Source organism: Streptomyces sp. JW3, assembly GCF_052216785.1.
In the GTDB taxonomy this organism is placed as follows: Bacteria; Actinomycetota; Actinomycetes; order Streptomycetales; family Streptomycetaceae; genus Streptomyces.
Genome location: NZ_JBQOUX010000022.1, coordinates 38,701 through 59,170, shown reverse-complemented (window position 1 = coordinate 59,170; position 20,470 = coordinate 38,701). Strand labels below are relative to the sequence as shown.

The following is a 20,470-nucleotide window of genomic DNA, read 5'->3' as shown; positions in this document are numbered from 1 at the left end:
CGGCGGTCAGCTCTTCTTCGCCGAACCGGCCCCGTCGGTCACGTCGGCCCCGTCCGTCACGTCCTGCCGGGTGTCGTCGTCCTTCTCACCCTCGCCCGGAGCGTCGTCGGCGCTCTTCGGGTCGTCGGCGCCGTCCGTGCCGTCCCCGGCGCCGTCGCCCGCCGCGCCCGGCTCGACCACGGCCTCCCGGCCCGGCCGCTTCTTCGCCGACACCACGATGTACGCGACCGCCAGCAGGAACACGAACAGCGCGGTCCAGTTGTTCAGGCGCAGGCCCAGGATGTGGTGGGCGTCGTCGACCCGCATGTACTCGATCCAGAACCGGCCCGCGCAGTACGCGGCGACGTACAGCGCGAAGGCCCGGCCGTGCCCGAGCTTGAAGCGGCGGTCGGCCCAGATGACGAGCAGCGCCACGCCGACGCACCACAGCGACTCGTACAGGAACGTCGGGTGGTAGTAGCCCGGGATGCGGCCGTCCGCCGTGGACGTGATGTGCAGCGCCCAGGGCAGGTCGGTCTCGCGCCCGTACAGCTCCTGGTTGAACCAGTTGCCCCAGCGGCCGATGGCCTGGGCCAGCACGATGCCGGGGGCGACGGCGTCGGCCCAGGCGGGCAGCGGGATGCCGCGGCGGCGGCAGCCGATCCAGGCGCCCAGCGCGCCCAGCGCGATCGCGCCCCAGATGCCGAGGCCGCCCTCCCAGATCTTGAAGGCGTCCACCCAGTCCCGGCCCTCGCTGAAGTACAGCTCGTAGTCGGTGATCACGTGGTAGAGCCGGCCGCCGACCAGGCCGAAGGGGACGGCCCAGACCGCGATGTCGGCCACCGTGCCGGACTGTCCGCCGCGGGCCACCCAGCGCTTGTTGCCGAGCCAGACGGCGACGAAGACGCCGATGATGATGCAGAACGCGTAGCCGCGCAGCGGAATCGGGCCGAGGTGCAGCACCCCGCGCGACGGGCTGGGAATGAAGGCAAGTTCCATGACAGGGCCGACGCTACCGTGCCGGACCGGGCCCGCGCCGGGCGGCCCGGCTACGGGTCCATAACAGGCACCGGCGAGATGCCCCTACTTGTTCTCGTCCTGCACCATCTGCTTCAGCTTCGCCGGGGTCATCGACTGGTCCGCGTAGATGTTCTTGTCGCCGAACAGCACGGTGGGCGTGCCGGTGAAGCCGCCGTCCCGGAAGGCGGCGGCCGACTTGTCGACCCAGCCGTTGTGCGTGCCGTCCGTGACGCACGTGCGGAAGGCCGGCGTGTCGAGGCCGTCGACCTTGCCGGCCAGCTCGATCAGCTTGTCGGTCTTGGCGAAGGCGTCGTCGGTCTCCCGGGGCTGGTTGTCGTAGAGCACGTCGTGGTACGCGGGGAACTTCCCGGCGTCCTGGGCGCAGGCGGCGGCGTTGGCGGCGGTGCGGGAGCCGGTGCCGCCCATGTTGCCGTCGATGATGGTCGCCAGGTGGTAGTCGACCTTGAGCTGTCCGGCATCGGTCAGCTCATGGATCACCGAGCGGTACGCCTGTTCGAAACTGTTGCAGGCGGGGCAGCGGAAGTCCTCCCAGACGGTGAGCGTGGACTTGGCGCTCTCCTTGCCGACGGGGATCGCGAGGCTGTCCTTGCCCTGGGCGCCCGAGGGCACCACGACCGGGCCGGACGCCTCGTCGCCGTCGTCCTTGCCGGCCTCGGCCGCTACGACGCCGATCGCGGCGGCGACGCCGAGGACCCCGACGACGGCCGCGGCCACGACCAGCACGCGCCGGCGCTTCTCGGCGCCCTTCTGCTTCTCGCGCTCGACCGCCAGCCGCTCGCGGGCGGTGCGCTTTCCCTCACGGTTCTTCTCACTCACATCCCGCAGAACGAACCGGGGAGGCGCACCGCGCCTCCCCGGCCCCAGGTCCACCCGTTCGAGTTACGCGTGGGCGCGCACGCCCTGGGCGAGGTCCCGGGCGAGGGCGCGCACGCCCTCGAGGCCGGCCGCGTGGTCGGGGGCGTCCAGCATCCGCTTGACGAACGCGGAGCCGACGATCACGCCGTCGGCGAACCGGGCCACCTCGGCGGCCTGCGCGGCGTTGGAGACGCCGAGCCCGACGCAGACCGGGGTGCCGGTGCTGGCGCGGGTGCGCCGGACCAGGTCCGCGGCCTGCGAGCCGACCGTCTCGCGGGTGCCGGTGACGCCCATCAGGGAGGAGGCGTAGACGAAGCCGGTGCCGGCCTCGGTGATCGCGGCGAGCCGCTCGTCCCTGCTGCTGGGCGCGACCACGAAGACGGTGGCCAGCCCGTGCTTGCGGGCGTGCTCCTGCCACAGCGCCGACTCCTGGACCGGCAGGTCGGGCAGGATGCACCCGGCGCCGCCCGCCTCGGCCAGCTCGGCGGTGAACCGCTCGACGCCGTAGCGGTCGACCGGGTTCCAGTACGTCATGACCAGGATCGGTTTGCCGGTGGCCCGGTACGCCTCGCGGACCGTGCGCAGTACGTCGGCGATCCGGACGCCGCCGCGCAGGGCGATGTCGTCGGCGGTCTGGATGACCGGGCCGTCCAGGACCGGGTCGCTGTGCGGCAGGCCGACCTCGACCACGTCGGCGCCGCCGTCGATGACGGCCTTGACCGCCTCGATGCCGCCGTCCACGGTCGGGAACCCGGCCGGGAGGTAGGCGATGAGGGCGGCCCGGCCCTCGGCCTTCGCGGCGGCGAGGGTGTCGTCCAGCAGGTGCAGGTTGCCGCTCACTGGGCGTCCCCCTCGATCTCGGCGGTGCCGGAGGCGTCTTCGGCGACTTCGGCGTCGGTGTCGTAGAGCCCGAAGTAGCGGGCGGCGGTGTCCATGTCCTTGTCGCCGCGGCCGGACAGGTTGACGACGATCAGCCCGTCCGGGCCCAGCTCCCGGCCGACCTCCAGGGCGCCGGCCAGGGCGTGCGCGGACTCGATGGCCGGGATGATGCCCTCGGTGCGCGACAGCAGGCGCAGCGCCCGCATGGCGGCGTCGTCGGTGACCGCGCGGTACTCGGCGCGGCCGGAGTCCTTGAGGTAGCTGTGCTCGGGGCCGATGCCGGGGTAGTCGAGGCCGGCCGAGATCGAGTACGGCTCGGTGATCTGGCCCTCGTCGTCCTGGAGGACGTAGGAGCGGGAGCCGTGCAGGATGCCGGGCTCGCCGGCCGACAGGGTGGCCGCGTGCTCGCCGGTCTCGATGCCGTGTCCGGCGGGCTCGCAGCCGATCAGGCGGACGCCGGTGTCGGGGATGAAGGCGTGGAACAGGCCGATGGCGTTGGAGCCGCCGCCGACGCAGGCGATCGCGGCGTCGGGGAGCCGGCCGGCCTGCTCCAGGAGCTGGCGGCGGGCCTCGACGCCGATCACGCGGTGGAAGTCGCGGACCATCGCCGGGAAGGGGTGCGGGCCGGCGACCGTGCCGAACAGGTAGTGGGTGCGGTCGACGTTGGCGACCCAGTCGCGGAACGCCTCGTTGATGGCGTCCTTCAGGGTGCGGCTGCCGGACTTCACGGCGATGACCTCGGCGCCGAGCATCCGCATCCGGGCCACGTTGAGCGCCTGGCGTTGCGTGTCGATCTCGCCCATGTAGATGGTGCAGTCGAGGCCGAAGAGCGCGCAGGCGGTGGCGGTCGCGACGCCGTGCTGGCCGGCGCCGGTCTCCGCGATGACCCGGGTCTTGCCCATCCGCTTGGTGAGCAGGGCCTGGCCCAGCACGTTGTTGATCTTGTGCGAGCCGGTGTGGTTGAGGTCCTCGCGCTTGAGGAAGACGCGAGCGCCGCCGGCCTGCGCGGCGAACCGGGGGACCTCGGTGAGGGAGCTGGGGCGGCCGGTGTAGTGGACGAGGAGGTCGTCGAGTTCGCGGGCGAACTCGGGGTCGTGCTTGGCCTTGTCGTACTCGACGGCGACCTCGTCGACGGCGGCGACGAGGGCCTCCGGGATGAACTTGCCGCCGAACGCGCCGAAGTAGCCTTCGGCGCTGGGGACCTGACCCTCGGGGTCGGGGATGAAGAAGGTGCTGGGCATGCGTGTACCTCACGGTGAGTGGCTTGAAAGACACGAATCGCCGTGGGGGCGGGGCTTGTCGGCCGGGTTCAGGCCGTACGTGGCTGGTCGCGCAGTTCCCCGCGCCCCTGAGGGCGTCGGTGCCATCGCATGCCGTTCACTTGCCCCGGTTCGTCACCGATGACGTAGCGGACCCTGCGCCCGTGAACGCGGCGCGCGGGCGCGCGGCAGCCTCGGGGCCGGCAGCCGCGCGCGAGGCGGGCGTACGGGTCCCGGGGAGCCAGGGCGAGCAAGGAAGTCATCGGGATCAAGCCTACCGGGGGGTCAGCTGCGGCCGTGCCGGATGGCCGGGTGTTCGCCGGCTGCCACCAGGTCGGCGACCGCGGTCTTGGGGTCGCGGCCGGTGACCAGGGATTCGCCGACCAGGACGGCGTCGGCGCCCTCGTTGGCGTAGGCGATCAGGTCGTGCGGGCCGCGGACGCCGGACTCGGCGACCTTGATCAGGCCCTCCGGGATCTCGGGGGCGACCCGTTCGAAGGTGCCGCGGTCGACCTTGAGGGTCTTCAGATTGCGCGCGTTGACCCCGATGACCTTGGCGCCGGCCTCGACCGCGCGGTCCACCTCGTCCTCGTCGTGCACCTCGACCAGCGGGGTGAGGCCGATGGACTCGGCGCGCTCGATCAGCGACTCCAGGGCCGGCTGGTCCAGGGCGGCGACGATCAGCAGCGCGAGGTCGGCGCCGTACGCGCGGGCCTCCCACAGCTGGTACGAGGTGACGATGAAGTCCTTGCGCAGCACCGGGATGTCCACCCGGGCCCGGACCGCCTCCAGGTCGGCCAGCGAGCCGCCGAAGCGGCGCTGCTCGGTGAGGACCGAGATGACGGCGGCGCCGCCCGCCTCGTAGTCGGCGGCGAGGGCGGCGGGGTCGGCGATGGCGGCCAGCGCGCCCTTGGAGGGGCTGGAGCGCTTGACCTCGCAGATGACCTTGACGCCGTCGCCCTTGAGCGCGGCGGCGCCGTCCTTGGCGGCGGGGGCCTTGGCGGCGCGCTCCTTGAGCTCGTCGAGGCTGACCCGAGCCTGCCGCTCCGCGAGGTCGGCACGGACTCCGTCGATGATCTCGTCGAGCACACTCACGCGAGCGGTCCCCTTCCAGTTCCGGGCGGTTCGGTTCTCGGTACGGCTTCGCTTCGATGGTATCCGCAGGAGGGCGCCGGTCTCGCATCCGGTTGACGTCGCTCTTCCCACCTGGTCGTTCCCGTGGTGATCAAGGGTGCAGCCAGTCACCGAACGGCAGGTTCCGGACCAGGGTGAAGACCAGCAGCGACCCGCCCAGCGTCCACAGGTGGACGGGGCCGAGGTCGAGACGCACGGGACGGCCGCGGACCGCGCGGACCACCCAGACGGTCCACAGGACGGCCAGGGCCAGATAGCCGACCACCGCCAGGGCGTTGGCCTGGAGCGCCGCCGGCAGGTCGCCGTGCAGGAACGCGTGGGCGCTGCGCAGGCCGCCGCAGCCGGGGCAGTAGACGCCGGTGAAGCGCAGCAGCGGGCAGACCGGGTAGTGGCCGGGTTCGTTGGGGTCGACCGTCCCGACGTAGCCGAAGGCCGCCGCGACGGCGGCGAGCGCGGCGGCCGGCGCGGCCAGCCGGGCGGCGCGGGCGGGCGGGTGCGGCAGGTAGTGCGACGGGTCGCGGCGGTCGGCGTCCATGCCGTGCATTGTGCCCCTCGGACATGGGTGAGGGGCGGTCCCGGCACCCAAGAGCCGGCCGCCCCTCGCCTCGCCGTCCGTGCGTCGCGCCCGGGTCAGGCCTTGATGCCGGCCGGCTGCCGCTGCCCCGGCTCGGTGGTCTTGTGCACCGGGTGGGTGTCCTTCGGCTGGCCCATGCCCATCATGCGCATGATCCCGCCGACGACGGCGCCGAGGAGGGTGATCGCCATGCCGACCCAGAAGCCCACCGGCTGGGCCATGACCATGAAGACGCCCGCGATGCAGAACCCGATGAAGGCGATGATGACACCGGTCCAGGCGGCCGGGGTGTGGCCGTGGCTGCTGTCCGACATTGCTGGCTCCTCGTTGCCGTGTACGTGTCGCTGCTGTGTACGTGTCGCTGTACGTGCTCGAGCTGGACGCTCCCGGTCATTCTCCCGCACGCGCGCGAGCGGTGTGCGGTGGGGTGCGCATCAGGGGGCGTGATCCGGGTGCCCACGCGCGCGCGGCGGTAATCGCGCCCGCGCGGCGGCTCAGGCGCCGGTCGGGTCCTCGCCGCGGTCCAGGGCCTTCCAGAGTTCCTCGGGGCGTTCCGGGTCCGCCGCCTTGGCGGGGCGGCGCGGGCGGGGGGCGCCGGAGCGTTCGTAGCGGCCGGACATGGCGGGCCACTGGCGGCCGTAGCGCAGCGCGAGCAGCCCGGCCAGCAGGAGCAGCACGCCGCCCGCCGCCGCGACGTAGGGCCAGGCGGTGTGGCCGAGGGCGTGCACGGTGGCCGAGGTGGCGCCGGCCGCCTGGGCGGCCTGGTCGTCGAGGGCGGCGCTGTCCGAGGCGCCGGTCACGGCGGCGACGATCGTGCCCACGCCGCACAGCGCGAGCAGTGCGGCGACCGCGTACCGGCCGGCGCGGCGGACGGCGAAGACGGCGACCAGCGCGGCCAGGCCCACTATGGCGAGCGCCGCGGGCACGCCCGTGACGTCGCTGCCCTGGGCGGTCAGCGGGAAGTCGCCGCCGGCCACCGTCGCGGTGCCGTGGGACCACTCCTGGCGGGTGGCCAGCAGGGCGACGGCCGCGCCCAGCGCGCCGCTCAGCAGCGCGAGGGCGAGGCTGTGGCGGCCGGACCGGGCGGGCCCGGCGGCTTCGGTACGGGGGGAAGGAACAGCAGCAGTCACGTACTCCACTATCGCCTGAACCCCGGGCAATCGGTCACCCGGGGTTCACGTGAGCCTCGTCCCTTCCGCGAGCCGGCCCGCGGTGTGCACCGCGCGGAGCACCGCCGCCGCCTTGTTGCGGCACTCGGTGTCCTCGGCGACCGGGTCGGAGTCGGCGACGATCCCGGCGCCCGCCTGGACGTAGGCGGTGCCGTCGCGCAGCAGGGCGGTGCGGATGGCGATGGCGGTGTCGGAGTCGCCGGCGAAGTCGAGGTAGCCGACGCAGCCGCCGTACAACCCGCGCCGGGCGGGTTCGAGTTCGTCGATGATCTGGAGGGCGCGCGGCTTGGGGGCGCCGGAGAGGGTGCCGGCCGGGAAGCAGGCGGTGAGCACGTCGAAGGCGGTGCGGCCCGCGGCGACCTGCCCGGTGACCGTGGAGACGATGTGCATGACGTGCGAGTAGCGCTCCACCGACATGAAGTCGACGACCTCGACGGAGCCCGGTTCGCAGACCCGGCCCAGGTCGTTGCGGCCGAGGTCGACGAGCATCAGGTGCTCGGCGCGCTCCTTGGGGTCGGCGAGCAGCTCGTCGGCGAGGGCCTGGTCCTCCTGCGGGGTGGCGCCGCGGTGCCGGGTGCCGGCGATGGGGTGCAGCAGCGCCCGGCCGTCCTCGACCTTGACCAGTGCCTCCGGGGACGAGCCGACCACGTCGAAGCCGTCGAAGCGGAACAGGTACATGTACGGCGAGGGGTTGGTGGCCCGCAGCACCCGGTAGACGTCCAGGGCGCTCGCGGTGCACGGCGTCTCGAAGCGCTGGGAGGGGACGACCTGGAAGGCCTCCCCGGCCCGGATGCGCTCCTTGATGTCCTCCACGGCTTGCTGGAAGTCGGGGCCGCCCCAGCGGGCGGTGTACTCGGGCAGCTCGGAGGGCGGCAGCGCGGCGGGCGGCTGGGCCACCGGGCGGGACAGGTCGGCCTCCATCGCGTCGAGGCGGGCGACCGCGTCGGCGTACGCCTCGTCGACGCCGGTGGCCAGGTCGTTGTGGTTGATCGCGTTGGCGATCAGGACGACCGTGCCCTCCCAGTGGTCCATCACGGCGAGGTCGCTGGTCAGCAGCATGGTCAGCTCGGGGAGCTTCAGGTCGTCCCGCTCCCCCGGGCCGACCTTCTCCAGGCGGCGGACGATGTCGTAGCCGAGGTAGCCGACCATGCCGCCGGTGAAGGGCGGCAGGCCGTCCTGGCGGGGGGTGTGCAGGGTCTCGACGGTGGCGCGCAGCGCGGCGAGCGGGTCGCCCTCGACGGGGACGCCGACCGGCGGGGTGCCGGTCCAGTGGGTGCGGCCGTCCCGCTCGGTGAGGGTGGCGGCGCTGCGGACGCCGACGAAGGAGTACCTGGACCATTGAAACGCGGCCCGTCCGTTCTCCGCCGACTCCAGCAGGAAGGTGCCGGGGCGTTCGGCGGCGAGCTTGCGGTACAGCGCGACCGGGGTGTCGCCGTCGGCGAGGAGTTTGCGGGTGACCGGGATGACCCGTCGGTCGGCGGCCAGCTTGCGGAACGTGTCGAGGTCCATGGCGGCAGACCTTACTGATCTCCGGCCGGGGTGCCGAGATCGCCTTCCTTCAGGAGTACGTCGGCGTCGAAGCAGGTGCGGGCGCCGGTGTGGCAGGCGGCGCCGACCTGGTCGACCTTGACCAGCACGGTGTCGGCGTCGCAGTCCAGCGCGACCGACTTCACCCACTGGACGTGCCCGGAGGTGTCGCCCTTGACCCAGTACTCGCGCCGGCTGCGCGACCAGTAGGTGCACCGGCCGGTGGTCAGCGTGCGGTGCAGCGCCTCGTCGTCCATCCAGCCGAGCATCAGCACCTCACCGGTGTCGTACTGCTGGGCGATGGCGGGCAGGAGACCGTCCGGGCCGCGCTTGAGGCGGGCGGCGAGCTCCGGGGCGAGTGCGCTGGGCGGGACGGGGGGCGTGCTGGTCATGCCGACCATTGTGCCGCGTACCGAACGGACCGCCCGGCGCTGTCCACTGTGCGGACCCGGAATACGGCCGTAGGCTGACCCCATGTCGACTTTCGCCAAGCGTGAACGCCTTCTGCTGGCCGACCTGTTGGAGACGGCGGGCCCGGACGCCGCCACCCTGTGCGAGGGCTGGCGCACCCGTGATCTCGCCGCGCACCTGGTGGTGCGCGAGCGGCGGCCGGACGCCGTGGGCGGTGCGGTGATCAAGCCGCTGGCGTCCCGGCTGGAGCGGGTGATGGAGGAGTACGCCGCGAAGCCCTACGAGGAGCTGCTCCAGCTCCTGCGCACCGGCCCGCCGCGCTTCTCGCCGTTCGCCGTCAAGCAGCTCGACGAGGCGGCGAACACGGTGGAGTTCTACGTCCACACCGAGGACGTCCGCCGCGCGCAGCCGGACTGGACGCCGCGCGAGCTGGACCCGGTCTTCCAGGACGCCCTGTGGTCCCGGCTGGAGCGCACCGCCCGGCTGCTGGGCCGCGGGGTGCCGACCGGGCTGGTGCTGCGCCGCCCGGACGGGCAGACGGCGGTCGCGCACCGGGGTGCGCCGGTGGTGACGGTCACCGGCGAGCCCGCCGAGCTGCTGATGTTCGCGTTCGGGCGGCAGAGCGCGGCGGCGGTGGAGCTGGACGGGGACAAGGAGGCGATCGCCCGGGTGCACGAGACCAAGAAGCTCGGCCTCTGAGGCCAGTGTGCGCGGCGCACCGTCACCTAACGGCGTGCCCCGCTCCCCGCAGCGCCCCCTTCACATCCCCGATCCGCAGATCCCCGAAGTGGAACACCGACGCGGCCAGCACCGCGTCCGCCCCCGCCGCGACGGCCGGCGGGAAGTCGGCCAGCCGCCCCGCCCCGCCGGAGGCGATCACCGGCACGGTCACGTGCTTGCGTACCGCCGCGATCATCTCCAGGTCGTACCCGTCCTTGGTGCCGTCCGCGTCCATGCTGTTCAGCAGGATCTCCCCGGCGCCCAGCTCGGCCGCCCGGTGCGCCCACTCGACGGCGTCGATGCCGGTGCCCTTGCGGCCGCCGTGGGTGGTGACCTCGAAGGTGCCGGCCTCGGTGCGGCGGGCGTCCACGGACAGGACCAGCACCTGGCGGCCGAACCGCTCGGCGATCTCGCGGATCAGCTCGGGCCGGGCGATCGCGGCGGTGTTGACACCGACCTTGTCGGCGCCGGCCCGCAGCAGCTTGTCGACGTCCTCGGCGGTGCGTACGCCGCCGCCGACGGTGAGCGGGATGAAGACCTGCTCGGCGGTGCGCCGCACGACGTCGTACGTCGTCTCCCGGTTGCCCGAGGAGGCGGTGATGTCCAGGAAGGTCAGCTCGTCGGCGCCCTCGGCGTCGTAGATCTTGGCCATCTCGACGGGGTCGCCCGCGTCGCGCAGGTTCTGGAAGTTGACGCCCTTGACGACCCGGCCGTTGTCCACGTCCAGGCAGGGGATGACTCGGACCGCCAGGGTCATGACTGAAGTTCCTCCGGTGTGCCTCTGAATGCTTCCACTTCCACCGACACCAGGACCCGGGAGTCGATGAAGCCCTGCACGACCAGGAGGGTCGTGACCGGGCGTACCGCGTCGAAGATCTCCTTGTGGGCCCGGCCCACCGCGTCGACGTCGCGCGCGTGCGCGAGGTAGACGCGGGTGCGGATCACGGACTCGACGCCCAGCCCGTAGGCGGCGATCGCCTCCAGGGCGCTGGTGAAGGCGACCTTGGCCTGTTCGTAGGGGTCGCCCTCGCCGTAGACCACGTCGCCCTTGAACGCGGTGGTGCCCGCGACCAGCACCCGGTCGCCCGCCGCGACGGCGCGTGAGAAACCGAAGGACTCCTCCCAGGTGCTTCCGCTCTGCACACGCCGTACGGCTTCGGATGTCATAGCGACACAGCCTCCAGGGCCTCTTCCAGGGTGAACGCCTTCGCGTACAGGGCCTTCCCGACGATGGCGCCCTCGACACCGAGCGGGACCAGGGAGGCCAGCGCGCGCAGGTCGGCCAGGGACGACACGCCGCCGGACGCGACCACCGGCCGGTCGGTGGCCGCGCAGACGTTCTTCAGCAGCTCCAGGTTGGGGCCCTGGAGGGTGCCGTCCTTGGCGATGTCGGTGACCACGTACCGGGCGCAGCCCTCCTGGTCGAGGCGGGCCAGCGTCTCGTAGAGGTCGCCGCCGTCGCGGGTCCAGCCCCGGCCGCGCAGCGTGGTGCCGCGTACGTCGAGACCGACGGCGATCTGGTCGCCGTGCTCGGCGATGACCTTGGCGACCCACTCGGGGGTCTCCAGGGCGGCGGTGCCCAGGTTGACGCGCTTGCAGCCGGTGGCGAGGGCGGCGGCGAGGGTGTCGTCGTCGCGGATGCCGCCGGACAGCTCGACCTTGATGTCCATGGCCGCGGCGACCTCGGCGATCAGCGCGCGGTTGTCACCGGTGCCGAAGGCGGCGTCCAGGTCGACCAGGTGCAGCCACTCGGCGCCGGAGTTCTGCCAGGCGAGGGCGGCCTCCAGGGGGGAGCCGTAGGACGTCTCGGTGCCGGACTCGCCGTGCACGAGGCGGACGGCCTGGCCGTCGCGGACGTCGACGGCGGGGAGGAGTTCGAGCTTGGCCATGTCGCTACAGGGTTCCGATCCAGTTGGTGAGGAGCTGGGCACCGGCGTCGCCGGACTTCTCGGGGTGGAACTGGGTGGCCCACAGCGCGCCGTTCTCCACGGCGGCCACGAAGGGCTTGCCGTGCGTGGACCAGGTGACCTTGGGGGCGGTCATCGCCGGGTTGTGAACCTCCAGCGACCAGTCGTGGACGGCGTAGGAGTGCACGAAGTAGAAGCGGGCGGCCGCGTCCAGGCCGGCGAACAGCCGGGAGTCCTCGGGGGCCTCGACGGTGTTCCAGCCCATGTGCGGGACGACGTCGGCCTGGAGCGGGCCGACCGTGCCGGGCCACTCGTCCAGGCCCTCGGCCGCCACGCCGTGCTCGATGCCCCGCGCGAAGAGGATCTGCATGCCGACGCAGATGCCCAGGACGGGGCGGCCGCCGGACAGCCGCCGGTCGACGATCCAGTCGCCGCGCGCCTCCTTGAGGCCCTTCATGCAGGCGGCGAACGCGCCGACGCCGGGGACCAGCAGGCCGTCGGCGTTCATCGCGGTGTCGAAGTCACGGGTGATCTCGACGTCGGCGCCCGCGCGCGCGAGGGCGCGCTCGGCCGACCTCACGTTTCCGAAGCCGTAGTCGAAGACCACGACGCGCTTGGTGCTCAATTCCACACCTCCAGTCGCAGGATGCCCGCGAGCAGGCACATCGCGGCGCCGATGGAGAGCAGCACGATCAGGCTCTTGGGCATCTGCTGCTTGGCGAACGAGATGATCCCGCCGACCAGGAAGAGCCCGACGATGATCAGTACGGTCGAGGTGCCGTTCACAGCGCGCCCTTCGTGGAGGGCAGGATGCCGGCCGCGCGCGGGTCGCGCTCACAGGCGTAGCGCAGGGCGCGGGCGAGCGCCTTGAACTGGCACTCCACGATGTGGTGCGCGTTGCGCCCGTAGGGCACGTGGACGTGCAGGGCGACCTGGGCCTGGGCGACGAACGACTCCAGGATGTGCCGGGTCATGGTGACGTCGTACTCGCCGATCATCGGCGCCATGGTCTCGGGCTCGGTGTGCACGAGGTACGGGCGGCCGGACAGGTCGACGGTGACCTGGGCGAGGGACTCGTCCAGCGGGACCGTGCAGTTGCCGAAGCGGTAGATCCCCACCTTGTCGCCGAGGGCCTGCTTGAAGGCGGCGCCCAGCGCGAGGGCGGTGTCCTCGATGGTGTGGTGCGAGTCGATGTGCAGGTCGCCCTCGGTCTTCACGGTCAGGTCGAACAGACCGTGCCGGCCGAGCTGGTCGAGCATGTGGTCGTAGAAGCCGACGCCGGTGGCGATGTCGGTCTTGCCGGTGCCGTCGAGATCGATCTCGACCAGGACCGAGGTCTCCTTGGTCACGCGTTCCACGCGTCCTACGCGGCTCATGCGCTCTGCTCCTTAGGGGGTGTGGGGGTTCCCCCCACAGAACACTGCAGTTCACGTACCGCGTCGAGGAACGCGTCGTTCTCGGCCGGGGTCCCGGCGGTGACCCGCAGCCACCCCGGCACACCGTTGTCCCGGACCAGGACGCCCCGGTCGAGGATCTGCTGCCAGACCGCGTGGGCGTCGTCGAAGCGTCCGAACTGGACGAAGTTCGCGTCTGACTCGGTCACTTCGTAGCCGATGGCGAGCAGTTCGGAAACCAGCCGGTCCCGTTCGGTCTTGAGCTGCTCGACGTACTTCAGCAGCGTGCCGGTGTGCTCCAGGGCGGCCAGCGCGGTCGCCTGGGTGACGGCGGACAGGTGGTACGGCAGCCGGACCAGCTGGACGGCGTCGACCACGGCCGGGTCGGCGGCGAGGTAGCCGAGGCGCAGTCCGGCCGCGCCGAACGCCTTGGACATGGTCCGCGAGACCACCAGGTGCGGGCGGCCGTCGAGCAGCGACAGCAGCGAGTCGCCGTGGCTGAACTCGATGTACGCCTCGTCCAGGACGACCATCGACGGCTTCGCCGCCTGGGCGGCGTCGTAGAGCGCGCGGACCGTCTGCGGGGGGACGGCAGTGCCGGTGGGGTTGTTGGGGGTGGTGATGAAGACGACGTCGGGCCGGTGCGCGGCGATGGCCCGCTCGGCCGCCGCCAGGTCGATGGTGAAGTCGTCGTTACGGGGACCGGAGATCCAGCCGGTGCCGGTGCCGCGCGCGATCAGGCCGTGCATCGAGTACGACGGCTCGAAGCCGATGGCGGTGCGACCGGGGCCGCCGAAGGTCTGGAGGAGCTGCTGGATGACCTCGTTGGAGCCGTTGGCCGCCCAGACGTTCGCCGCGCCGACGCGGTGGCCGGTGGTGTCGGTGAGGTACTCGGCGAGCCGGGTGCGCAGCTCGACCGCGTCCCGGTCGGGGTAGCGGTTGAGGTGCCGGGCGGCCTCGCGGACCCGCTCGGTGATGCGGTCGACCAGCTCCTCGGGGAGCGGGTAGGGGTTCTCGTTGGTGTTCAGCCGTACCGGGACGTCCAGCTGGGGCGCGCCGTAGGGGGACTTGCCGCGCAGCTCGTCCCGTACGGGGAGATCGTCGATGCGGATGTCGCTCACTTGCTTCCGGGCACCTTCCACTCGAACCGCGCCTTGATCGCCGCGCCGTGCGCGGGCAGGTCCTCCGCCTCGGCCAGCGTCACCACGTGGTGCGCGACCTCGGCCAGCGCGTCGCGCGTGTAGTCGACGATGTGGATGCCGCGCAGGAAGGACTGCACGGACAGGCCGGAGGAGTGGCAGGCGCAGCCGCCGGTGGGCAGGACGTGGTTGGACCCGGCGGCGTAGTCGCCGAGCGAGACCGGCGCCCAGGGGCCGACGAAGACCGCGCCCGCGTTGCGCACCCGGCCGGCCACCTCGGTGGCGTCGGCGGTCTGGATCTCCAGGTGCTCGGCGCCGTAGGCGTCGACGACCCGGAGCCCGTCCTCGATGTCGTCGACCAGGACGATCGCGGACTGCTCGCCCTTGAGGGCGGGCACGATCCGGTCCGCGATGTGCTTGCTGACGGCGATCTGGGGCTCCAGCTCCTTCTCCACCGCGTCGGCCAGCTCGGCCGAGTCGGTGACCAGGACGGCCGCCGCGAGCGGGTCGTGCTCGGCCTGGCTGATCAGGTCGGCGGCCACGTGCACCGGGTCGGCGCCGGCGTCGGCGAGGACGGCGATCTCGGTGGGGCCGGCCTCGGCGTCGATGCCGATCTTCCCGGTGAAGTAGCGCTTGGCGGCGGCCACCCAGATGTTGCCGGGGCCGGTGACCATGTTCGCCGGCGGGCAGGACTCGGTGCCGTACGCGAACATCGCGACGGCGGTGGCGCCGCCGGCCGCGTACACCTCGTCCACGCCGAGCAGGGCACAGGCGGCCAGGATGGTGGGGTGCGGCAGCCCGTCGAATTCGGCCTGGGCAGGAGAGGCGAGCGCGATCGACGGGACGCCGGCCTCCTGGGCGGGCACCACGTTCATGATCACGGAGGACGGGTAGACCGAGCGGCCGCCGGGCGCGTACAGCCCCACCCGGTCCACCGGGACCCACTTCTCGGTGACCGTGCCGCCGGACACCACCTGGGTGGTGTGCGTGCTGCGGCGCTGCGCGCGGTGGACCAGGCGGGCGCGGCGGATGGACTCCGCCAGGGCCGCGCGCACCGCCGGGTCCAGCCCGGCGAGGGCCTGCTCCAGGGCCTCGGCGGGCACCCGCACCCGCTCCAGCCGCACACCGTCGAACTTCTCGGCGAAGTCGATCAGCGCCGCGTCACCCCGATGATGCACGTCCTCGCAGATGGGCCGCACCTTGTCCAGGGCGGCCGCGACGTCGAAGTCGGCACGGGGCAGCAGGTCGCGCAGGGCGGCACCCTCGGGGAGGGCGTCGCCGCGCAGATCGATTCGGGAGATCACGCGACCAATTCTCTCAGACCCGCGTCGGCACCCGTTCGCGCATTCCACTCACTGATACGGGGCCCGGATGACCGAGCGTGAGATTCTCAAGTTCTTCGTCACCAAGAGTGTTCGGCGCCTCACTCTGCGGGCATGAACGGTTGTACGGGGGTAACAACCCGTCAGCAGCAGGGGAGGAAGTGAACCGTCGTGACCGAAGTGGCAGAACTCCGCGCCGCGGAGCTGCCCGACGACCTGACCGCCGCCGAGGCCGGCATGTGGCAGGCCTTCCGCAACGGCACCATGTACGACCTGAGCAGCGGCGACGCGGCCGAGGACGACCCGCACGGCGCGCTGCCCTGGGGCCCGGAGCGCACGGTGCGGGCCCGCGTCGTGTGCTGGCTGCTGCTGGACGGACCGCCCGCGCTGGCCGGCCGGGTGTCCGCGCTGAAGCTGGCCGGCGTGCGGATCAGCGGCGCGATGGACCTCGCGGGCGGCACCGTGACGTCCTACGTGGAGCTGCGCCGCTGCCGGTTCGAGCGGGAGGTCCTGCTGCCGGAGGCGCGCTTCTCGACGCTGCGGCTGGTGGACTGCGCGGTGCCCCGCCTCGAGGCGGCCCGGCTGCAGACCGAGGGCGACCTGCATCTGCCGCGCTGCCGGTTTCCGGGCGGGGTGCGGCTGACCGACGCCCAGATAGGCACCGACCTGCTGCTCAACCAGGCGGTGGTGCACCAGGACCGCAGCGGCCGGTCCATCGCCGGGGACGGTCTGACCGTCGGCCAGGACCTCCAGGCGGACATGCTGGAGTCGCACGGCGAGCTGCGGCTGCGCAGCGCCCAGATCGGCGTCTCGTTGAGCCTGCGCGGCGCCCGCCTGTTCAACCCGCGGGCCCGGTTCGCGCTGAACGCCCCGCAGCTGACCGTGGAACGCTCGCTGTACCTGACCCCGGGCAGCCTCGGCAATCCGCTGTTCATGGGCACCACACCGGCGGAGGGCACGCGGATCCAGCGGTTCGAGTGCCGGGGCGGCATCCGGCTGGACGACGGACGGTTCGGTGACGCGGTCGACTTCGAACAGGCCCACTTCGTCCTCACCGAGAACGACCAGGAGCTGTCGCTGCGCCGGGTGCAGGCGTCCGAACTGCGCTTCCTCGGGGAGCGGCCGGCGCTGGGCCGGGTGGTGCTGTCGGGCGCGCGGGTGGTCAACCTGATCGACCGGGCGGACAGCTGGCCGGGCCCGGGCCGGCTGCACATGGGCGGCTTCACCTACGAGAACCTGGTGCCGCGCGGCCCGTTCCCGCTGGCCGAGCGGCTGGCCTGGGTGACCGCCGCGACCGCCGAGTACAACCCGGAGCCGTACGAGCTGCTCGCGGCCGTGCTCAAGACCGGCGGCGAGGAGGAGGAGGCCCGCGAGGTGCTGCTCGCCAAGCAGCGCCGGCGCCGCGAGGGCCTGCCGATCGGCACCAAGCTGTGGGGCTACGCCCAGGACTGGACCGTCGGCTACGGCTACCGCCCGGGGCGGGCGGCGGTGTGGCTGGCGGTGCTGTGGGCGGCCGGCTCACTGGCGTTCTCGTACGCCGACCTGGCGCCGCTCAAGGGCGGTGAGCATCCGGCCTGGAACCCCGCGCTCTTCGCGCTGGACCTGCTGGTGCCCGTCATAGACCTGGGCCAGATGAACTACTGGCGGCTGACCGGCGGCTGGCAGTGGCTGGCGGCGGTACTGATCCTGCTGGGCTGGGTGCTGGCCACCACGGTGGCGGCGGGCGCGACGCGGACGCTGCGCCGGAACTGACCGCCGTACGGGAACGCGGGCGCCGCCGGGAAGCCGGGAAGCCGGGAAGCCGGGAACGCGAGGATCCGGGAGCGCGAAGCCCCCGGAACGCGAGAGACCTTCACCTTTTGCCCTCCCTTTGCCACCGTCCGTACAACTTTCCACAGGTTCGGTGAACCCTCTGGCGCCGCCCCGACCTGCGGACTTTCAATGGTCGACACCATGGCCCGTCTACGCGCGTTCCTCCGCACGACTCGGCTGCGCGGCACCCTCCCCCGCCCGCCCGCCGGGTCCTTCGACGGCTGCTTCGACGACTGCTCGGACGACGACGTACTCCTCGACGCGCCCGACCACCGGCTGGCCCCCGCGCTGGTCGCCGCGGCGCACGGCGCGCACGAACCCGCCGCCGCGCTGCTGGCCGACACCCGCGCCCGGGAGCGCTGGGAGCACCGCGACCGGTACACGTCCCGGCTGGCCGCCTTCGCCCGCTCGCGCCCCGAGTGGCTGCGGGCCTGGCACGCCGCCGACCCCGAGGACCCGGACGGCCGGCTGGTCACGGTGCGGCTGGCCCTCGACCGGTGCTGGGCCTCCCCGGACCGCGCGGAGACGCTGCGGCAGATCACCCCGATGGTCACGGAAGCCGCCGCGAACAGCGGCCGGGACCCGGTGCCGTGGCGGCTCGCGCTGGACTCGGCCCGGGGGCGGCGCGCCGGGCACGCCGAGTTCGAGCGGCTGTGGGCCGAGGCGGTGCGCCGCGACCCCCATCACTACGGCTGCCATCTCGCGGCGCTGCGGTACCTGGCCGCCGCCTCGCCCGGCGCCCATCGCGAGTGCCTGGACTTCGCCGAGACGGCCGCCCGGGACGCCCCCGAGGGCACCGCGCTGCGGGCGCTGCCGCTGCGGGCGGCCTTCCGGTGCCTGACCCGGGGCGGCGCGGGCGCGGTGGACCGGGCGCGGCTGCACACGGCCGCCGATCTGGCCCTCGCGCTGTCGGCGGCGCAGCCGGCGGCCGACCCCTGGCCGGCCGAGCTGCGCAACCTCCTCGTCTACGTCCTGGTCCGGCTGGAGCGCCGGCCGGAGGCCCTGGAGCAGTTGCGGCTGACCGGCCCGTACGCCACCTCCTTCCCGTGGGACCGGGAGGCGGACGACCCGCTCGGCCGGTTCCTCCAGGTGCGCGACGGCGTCCGCGCGGCGGTGGCCGCCGAGGTCCCGGTGCCGGGCTGCGACGGGCGCGGTTCCCCCGCCGGTCGCGGCGCGCATTAGGCTTCCGTGTCGTGACCACCGTCCGGCTTCCGCTCTTCCCCCTGAACTCGGTGCTGTTCCCGGGGCTGGTGCTTCCGCTCAACGTGTTCGAGGAGCGCTATCGCGCCATGATGCGCGAGCTGCTGAAGACCCCCGAGGAGGAGCCGCGCCGGTTCGCCGTCGTGGCGATCCGGGACGGCCACGAGGTGGCGCCGAGCCTGCCGGGGCTGCCCGATCCGACGGCGGTGCCCGAGCGCGGGGCCGCCGCGGGGTTCGGCCCCGACCCCGCCAAGGCGCTGCACAAGGTCGGCTGCGTGGCGGACGCCGCGACGATCCGGGAGCGGCCCGGCGGCACCTTCGAGGTGCTGGCGACCGGCACCACCCGGGTGCGGCTGCTCTCCGTGGACACCTCGGGGCCGTTCCTGACCGCCGAGCTGGAGCACCTCGACGAGGAGCCCGGCGACGAGGCGGGCGCGCTGGCCGAAGGGGTGCTGCGGGCGTTCCGCCAGTACCAGAAGCGGCTGGCCGGCGCGCGCGAGCGGTCCCTGACCACCGGCGCCGACCTGCCGGACGAGCCCGGCGTGGTGTCCTACCTGGTGGCCGCCGCGATGATGCTGGACACGCCGACCAAGCAGCGGCTGCTCCAGGCGCCGGACACCGCGTCCCGGCTGCGCGACGAGCTGAAACTCCTGCGCACCGAGACGGCCGTCATCCGTACCCTGCCGTCACTGCCCGCGTCGGAGCTGACGCGCGGCCCGACCAGTCTCAACTGACGGTATCGACGAGGAACTGCCGACGATGGCGAAGAAGGCGAAGAAGCAGCAGCCGGGGGGAACGCCGGCGACGGTGGCCCTGACGGCGGCGGACGTGCCGTACACGGTCCACTCCTACGACCACGACCCCGCCCATCCGTCCTACGGCGAGGAGGCGGCCGAGGCGATGGGTGTCCCGCCGGAGCGGGTGTTCAAGACGCTGGTGGCGGACGTCGACGGGGCGCTGACCGTCGCGGTGGTCCCGGTCGCGGGCAAGCTGGACCTGAAGGCACTGGCCGCGGCGGTGGGCGGCAAGCGGGCCGCGATGGCCGACCCGGCCCTCGCGGAGCGCACCACGGGCTATGTTCGGGGCGGCATCTCCCCGCTCGGCCAGCGCAAGCGGCTGCGCACCGTGCTGGACGACTCGGCCACCGGCCATCCCACGATCTGCGTCTCGGCGGGCCGCCGCGGCCTGGAAATCGAACTCGCCCCCACCGACCTGGCCACCCTCACTGACGCGGTGCTGGCCCCCGTAGGACGTGCGTAACCCCTCGACGCCCGGCCCCTCTTGCGTTAAGCAGAGGGGACATGTCGAAGAGGACCCGAAAACGCCGCTGGCGCGTAAGGAAAAGCCGCCCGAACCACGGTCGCCGTCCAGCATAGGTACCCCAGGCGCCCCAGGGGCGCGGGGCTGTATTTGATCTGCGGCTCCCGCCGCGCGGGCGCGACCAGCCACAACGGCGCCGCACCCGAAAACCGCTAAACACCCTCAACCGGCTCGGGATCCCGCGGCCCGAAAAGCGCGGTAAGCCCCAGGTGCGCCAGCAACCCGGCCAACGGCCAGGCCAGCAACGCCCCCTTGGCCCCGAGCTTCAGCGGCGCCGAGAACGTCACCCCCTTGCCCGCCTCCCGCGCGTGCGCGACCACGTCCTGGGCCGGCCCGAGCCACACCCCGACCCGCCACGCCAGCAACGCGCCCAGCAGCCCGCCGACGCCGAGCGCCACGACCAGCGGTACGCCGCCGCGCCGCCGCAGCAGGAACACGGCCAGCGCGCTGACCAGACCGAAGGCCAGCGCCAGCAGCGTGAACGTGCCGTCCACCCCGACCGCCTGCTCGCCCTCGGAGTCCTTGAGGTAGACCACCCAGCTCTTGTCCACCACGTCGCCGACCAGCGGCACGCTCGGCGCCAGCCACCACCACAGCACGCCGAGCAGCGCCCCGGACACCGCCACCGCCACCGTGATCACGGCGGCCTGCCGTACCTCGGCCTTCAGGCCCGGCCCGTCCGGTTCGACCGGGGCGCCGTACCCGGGGTGCGCCAGGTGCGCGCCGGCCGGCGCCGGCTGTCCCTGGTGCGACGCGGACGAGTGTTCGTGGGGTGGCGGCGGAGGAGTCAGCGGTGCGGTCACCCTGCCATCGTGCCAGGCCCGGCTG

General features: G+C 73.0%; 25 protein-coding genes. 5 read left to right on the top strand and 20 right to left on the bottom strand.

Going from position 1 to position 20,470, the window contains the following annotated elements:
• Positions 1 to 6: 6 nt before the first annotated feature.
• The 11 genes from lgt to hisI form a co-directional block, all read right to left on the bottom strand.
• Positions 7 to 978, bottom strand: coding sequence for a prolipoprotein diacylglyceryl transferase (gene lgt, locus ACTT8P_RS12370; RefSeq protein WP_442831643.1), 972 nt, complete (start codon positions 976 to 978; stop codon positions 7 to 9).
• Between the two features lie 84 nt (positions 979 to 1,062).
• Positions 1,063 to 1,836: a DsbA family protein gene (locus ACTT8P_RS12365; protein WP_442831642.1), complete on the bottom strand. Its 774-nt coding sequence runs from the start codon at positions 1,834 to 1,836 to the stop codon at positions 1,063 to 1,065.
• Between the two features lie 63 nt (positions 1,837 to 1,899).
• Entirely contained in the window at positions 1,900 to 2,715 is an 816-nt protein-coding gene (gene trpA / locus ACTT8P_RS12360; RefSeq protein ID WP_442831641.1) for a tryptophan synthase subunit alpha, read from the bottom strand.
• On the bottom strand, positions 2,712 to 3,995 hold the full coding sequence (trpB, locus tag ACTT8P_RS12355; RefSeq protein WP_442831640.1) for a tryptophan synthase subunit beta: 1,284 nt from the start codon (positions 3,993 to 3,995) through the stop codon (positions 2,712 to 2,714). The genes trpA and trpB overlap by 4 nt, the downstream gene beginning before the upstream one ends.
• A 68-nt stretch (positions 3,996 to 4,063) precedes the next feature.
• Positions 4,064 to 4,276 (bottom strand): tryptophan biosynthesis modulator TrpM, encoded by a 213-nt coding sequence (gene trpM, locus ACTT8P_RS12350; protein ID WP_442831639.1) that lies wholly within the window; start codon positions 4,274 to 4,276, stop codon positions 4,064 to 4,066.
• A gap of 22 nt (positions 4,277 to 4,298) precedes the next feature.
• A complete protein-coding gene (trpC, locus tag ACTT8P_RS12345; protein ID WP_442831638.1) occupies positions 4,299 to 5,108 on the bottom strand; it encodes an indole-3-glycerol phosphate synthase TrpC in 810 nt (269 codons plus the stop codon).
• Between the two features lie 130 nt (positions 5,109 to 5,238).
• Positions 5,239 to 5,682 (bottom strand): DUF2752 domain-containing protein, encoded by a 444-nt coding sequence (locus ACTT8P_RS12340; RefSeq protein ID WP_442831637.1) that lies wholly within the window; start codon positions 5,680 to 5,682, stop codon positions 5,239 to 5,241.
• 95 nt (positions 5,683 to 5,777) lie between these two features.
• Positions 5,778 to 6,035, bottom strand: a complete 258-nt coding sequence (locus ACTT8P_RS12335; RefSeq protein ID WP_215167911.1) for an HGxxPAAW family protein — start codon at positions 6,033 to 6,035, stop codon at positions 5,778 to 5,780.
• Between the two features lie 180 nt (positions 6,036 to 6,215).
• Complete coding sequence (locus ACTT8P_RS12330) at positions 6,216 to 6,860, bottom strand: TIGR02234 family membrane protein (RefSeq protein WP_442831636.1); 645 nt, start codon at positions 6,858 to 6,860, stop codon at positions 6,216 to 6,218.
• 36 nt (positions 6,861 to 6,896) lie between these two features.
• The gene (locus tag ACTT8P_RS12325) at positions 6,897 to 8,399 is read right to left on the bottom strand and encodes an anthranilate synthase component I (RefSeq protein ID WP_442831635.1); all 1,503 of its coding nucleotides are present in this window, start codon (positions 8,397 to 8,399) and stop codon (positions 6,897 to 6,899) included.
• A gap of 11 nt (positions 8,400 to 8,410) precedes the next feature.
• Entirely contained in the window at positions 8,411 to 8,809 is a 399-nt protein-coding gene (gene hisI, locus ACTT8P_RS12320) for a phosphoribosyl-AMP cyclohydrolase (RefSeq protein WP_442831634.1), read from the bottom strand.
• Between the two features lie 82 nt (positions 8,810 to 8,891).
• On the opposite strand from hisI, the gene ACTT8P_RS12315 reads away from it, so the two are divergent.
• Positions 8,892 to 9,527: a TIGR03085 family metal-binding protein gene (locus tag ACTT8P_RS12315; protein WP_442831633.1), complete on the top strand. Its 636-nt coding sequence runs from the start codon at positions 8,892 to 8,894 to the stop codon at positions 9,525 to 9,527.
• 22 nt (positions 9,528 to 9,549) lie between these two features.
• On the opposite strand, the gene hisF is transcribed toward ACTT8P_RS12315, so the two are convergent.
• Genes hisF through hisD form a run of 8 tightly spaced genes read right to left on the bottom strand, consistent with a single transcriptional unit; the run spans position 9,550 to position 15,292 of the window.
• On the bottom strand, positions 9,550 to 10,305 hold the full coding sequence (gene hisF, locus ACTT8P_RS12310; RefSeq protein ID WP_442831632.1) for an imidazole glycerol phosphate synthase subunit HisF: 756 nt from the start codon (positions 10,303 to 10,305) through the stop codon (positions 9,550 to 9,552).
• Complete coding sequence (locus tag ACTT8P_RS12305; protein ID WP_442831631.1) at positions 10,302 to 10,715, bottom strand: RidA family protein; 414 nt, start codon at positions 10,713 to 10,715, stop codon at positions 10,302 to 10,304. Before ACTT8P_RS12305 ends, hisF begins: the two co-directional genes overlap by 4 nt.
• Positions 10,712 to 11,437 (bottom strand): bifunctional 1-(5-phosphoribosyl)-5-((5-phosphoribosylamino)methylideneamino)imidazole-4-carboxamide isomerase/phosphoribosylanthranilate isomerase PriA, encoded by a 726-nt coding sequence (gene priA, locus ACTT8P_RS12300; RefSeq protein WP_361160669.1) that lies wholly within the window; start codon positions 11,435 to 11,437, stop codon positions 10,712 to 10,714. Before priA ends, ACTT8P_RS12305 begins: the two co-directional genes overlap by 4 nt.
• 4 nt (positions 11,438 to 11,441) lie before the next feature.
• On the bottom strand, positions 11,442 to 12,086 hold the full coding sequence (gene hisH, locus ACTT8P_RS12295; protein WP_442831630.1) for an imidazole glycerol phosphate synthase subunit HisH: 645 nt from the start codon (positions 12,084 to 12,086) through the stop codon (positions 11,442 to 11,444).
• Positions 12,077 to 12,241 (bottom strand): hypothetical protein, encoded by a 165-nt coding sequence (locus ACTT8P_RS12290; protein ID WP_442831629.1) that lies wholly within the window; start codon positions 12,239 to 12,241, stop codon positions 12,077 to 12,079. The genes hisH and ACTT8P_RS12290 overlap by 10 nt, the downstream gene beginning before the upstream one ends.
• Positions 12,238 to 12,831, bottom strand: coding sequence for an imidazoleglycerol-phosphate dehydratase HisB (gene hisB / locus ACTT8P_RS12285; protein WP_442831628.1), 594 nt, complete (start codon positions 12,829 to 12,831; stop codon positions 12,238 to 12,240). Before hisB ends, ACTT8P_RS12290 begins: the two co-directional genes overlap by 4 nt.
• Positions 12,828 to 13,970, bottom strand: coding sequence for a histidinol-phosphate transaminase (locus tag ACTT8P_RS12280; RefSeq protein WP_442831627.1), 1,143 nt, complete (start codon positions 13,968 to 13,970; stop codon positions 12,828 to 12,830). Before ACTT8P_RS12280 ends, hisB begins: the two co-directional genes overlap by 4 nt.
• Positions 13,967 to 15,292 carry a histidinol dehydrogenase gene (hisD, locus tag ACTT8P_RS12275; protein ID WP_442831626.1) on the bottom strand — a complete coding sequence of 442 codons (1,326 nt, stop codon included), beginning with the start codon at positions 15,290 to 15,292 and terminating at the stop codon, positions 13,967 to 13,969. Before hisD ends, ACTT8P_RS12280 begins: the two co-directional genes overlap by 4 nt.
• A 189-nt stretch (positions 15,293 to 15,481) precedes the next feature.
• Here hisD and ACTT8P_RS12270 point away from each other — a divergent pair, with 189 nt between their 5' ends.
• The 4 genes from ACTT8P_RS12270 to ybaK all read left to right on the top strand — a co-directional run bounded on the left by ACTT8P_RS12270 (position 15,482) and on the right by ybaK (position 19,582).
• Positions 15,482 to 17,062 carry an oxidoreductase gene (locus ACTT8P_RS12270; RefSeq protein WP_442831625.1) on the top strand — a complete coding sequence of 527 codons (1,581 nt, stop codon included), beginning with the start codon at positions 15,482 to 15,484 and terminating at the stop codon, positions 17,060 to 17,062.
• Between the two features lie 189 nt (positions 17,063 to 17,251).
• Positions 17,252 to 18,304 (top strand): hypothetical protein, encoded by a 1,053-nt coding sequence (locus tag ACTT8P_RS12265; RefSeq protein WP_442831624.1) that lies wholly within the window; start codon positions 17,252 to 17,254, stop codon positions 18,302 to 18,304.
• Positions 18,305 to 18,315: 11 nt separating this feature from the next.
• Positions 18,316 to 19,056, top strand: a complete 741-nt coding sequence (locus ACTT8P_RS12260) for an LON peptidase substrate-binding domain-containing protein (protein ID WP_442831623.1) — start codon at positions 18,316 to 18,318, stop codon at positions 19,054 to 19,056.
• Positions 19,057 to 19,081: 25 nt separating this feature from the next.
• Complete coding sequence (gene ybaK / locus ACTT8P_RS12255; protein ID WP_442831622.1) at positions 19,082 to 19,582, top strand: Cys-tRNA(Pro) deacylase; 501 nt, start codon at positions 19,082 to 19,084, stop codon at positions 19,580 to 19,582.
• Between the two features lie 212 nt (positions 19,583 to 19,794).
• Here the strand turns inward: ybaK and ACTT8P_RS12250 are convergent, their stop codons facing one another.
• On the bottom strand, positions 19,795 to 20,445 hold the full coding sequence (locus tag ACTT8P_RS12250; RefSeq protein WP_442831621.1) for an AAA family ATPase: 651 nt from the start codon (positions 20,443 to 20,445) through the stop codon (positions 19,795 to 19,797).
• Positions 20,446 to 20,470: the final 25 nt, after the last annotated feature.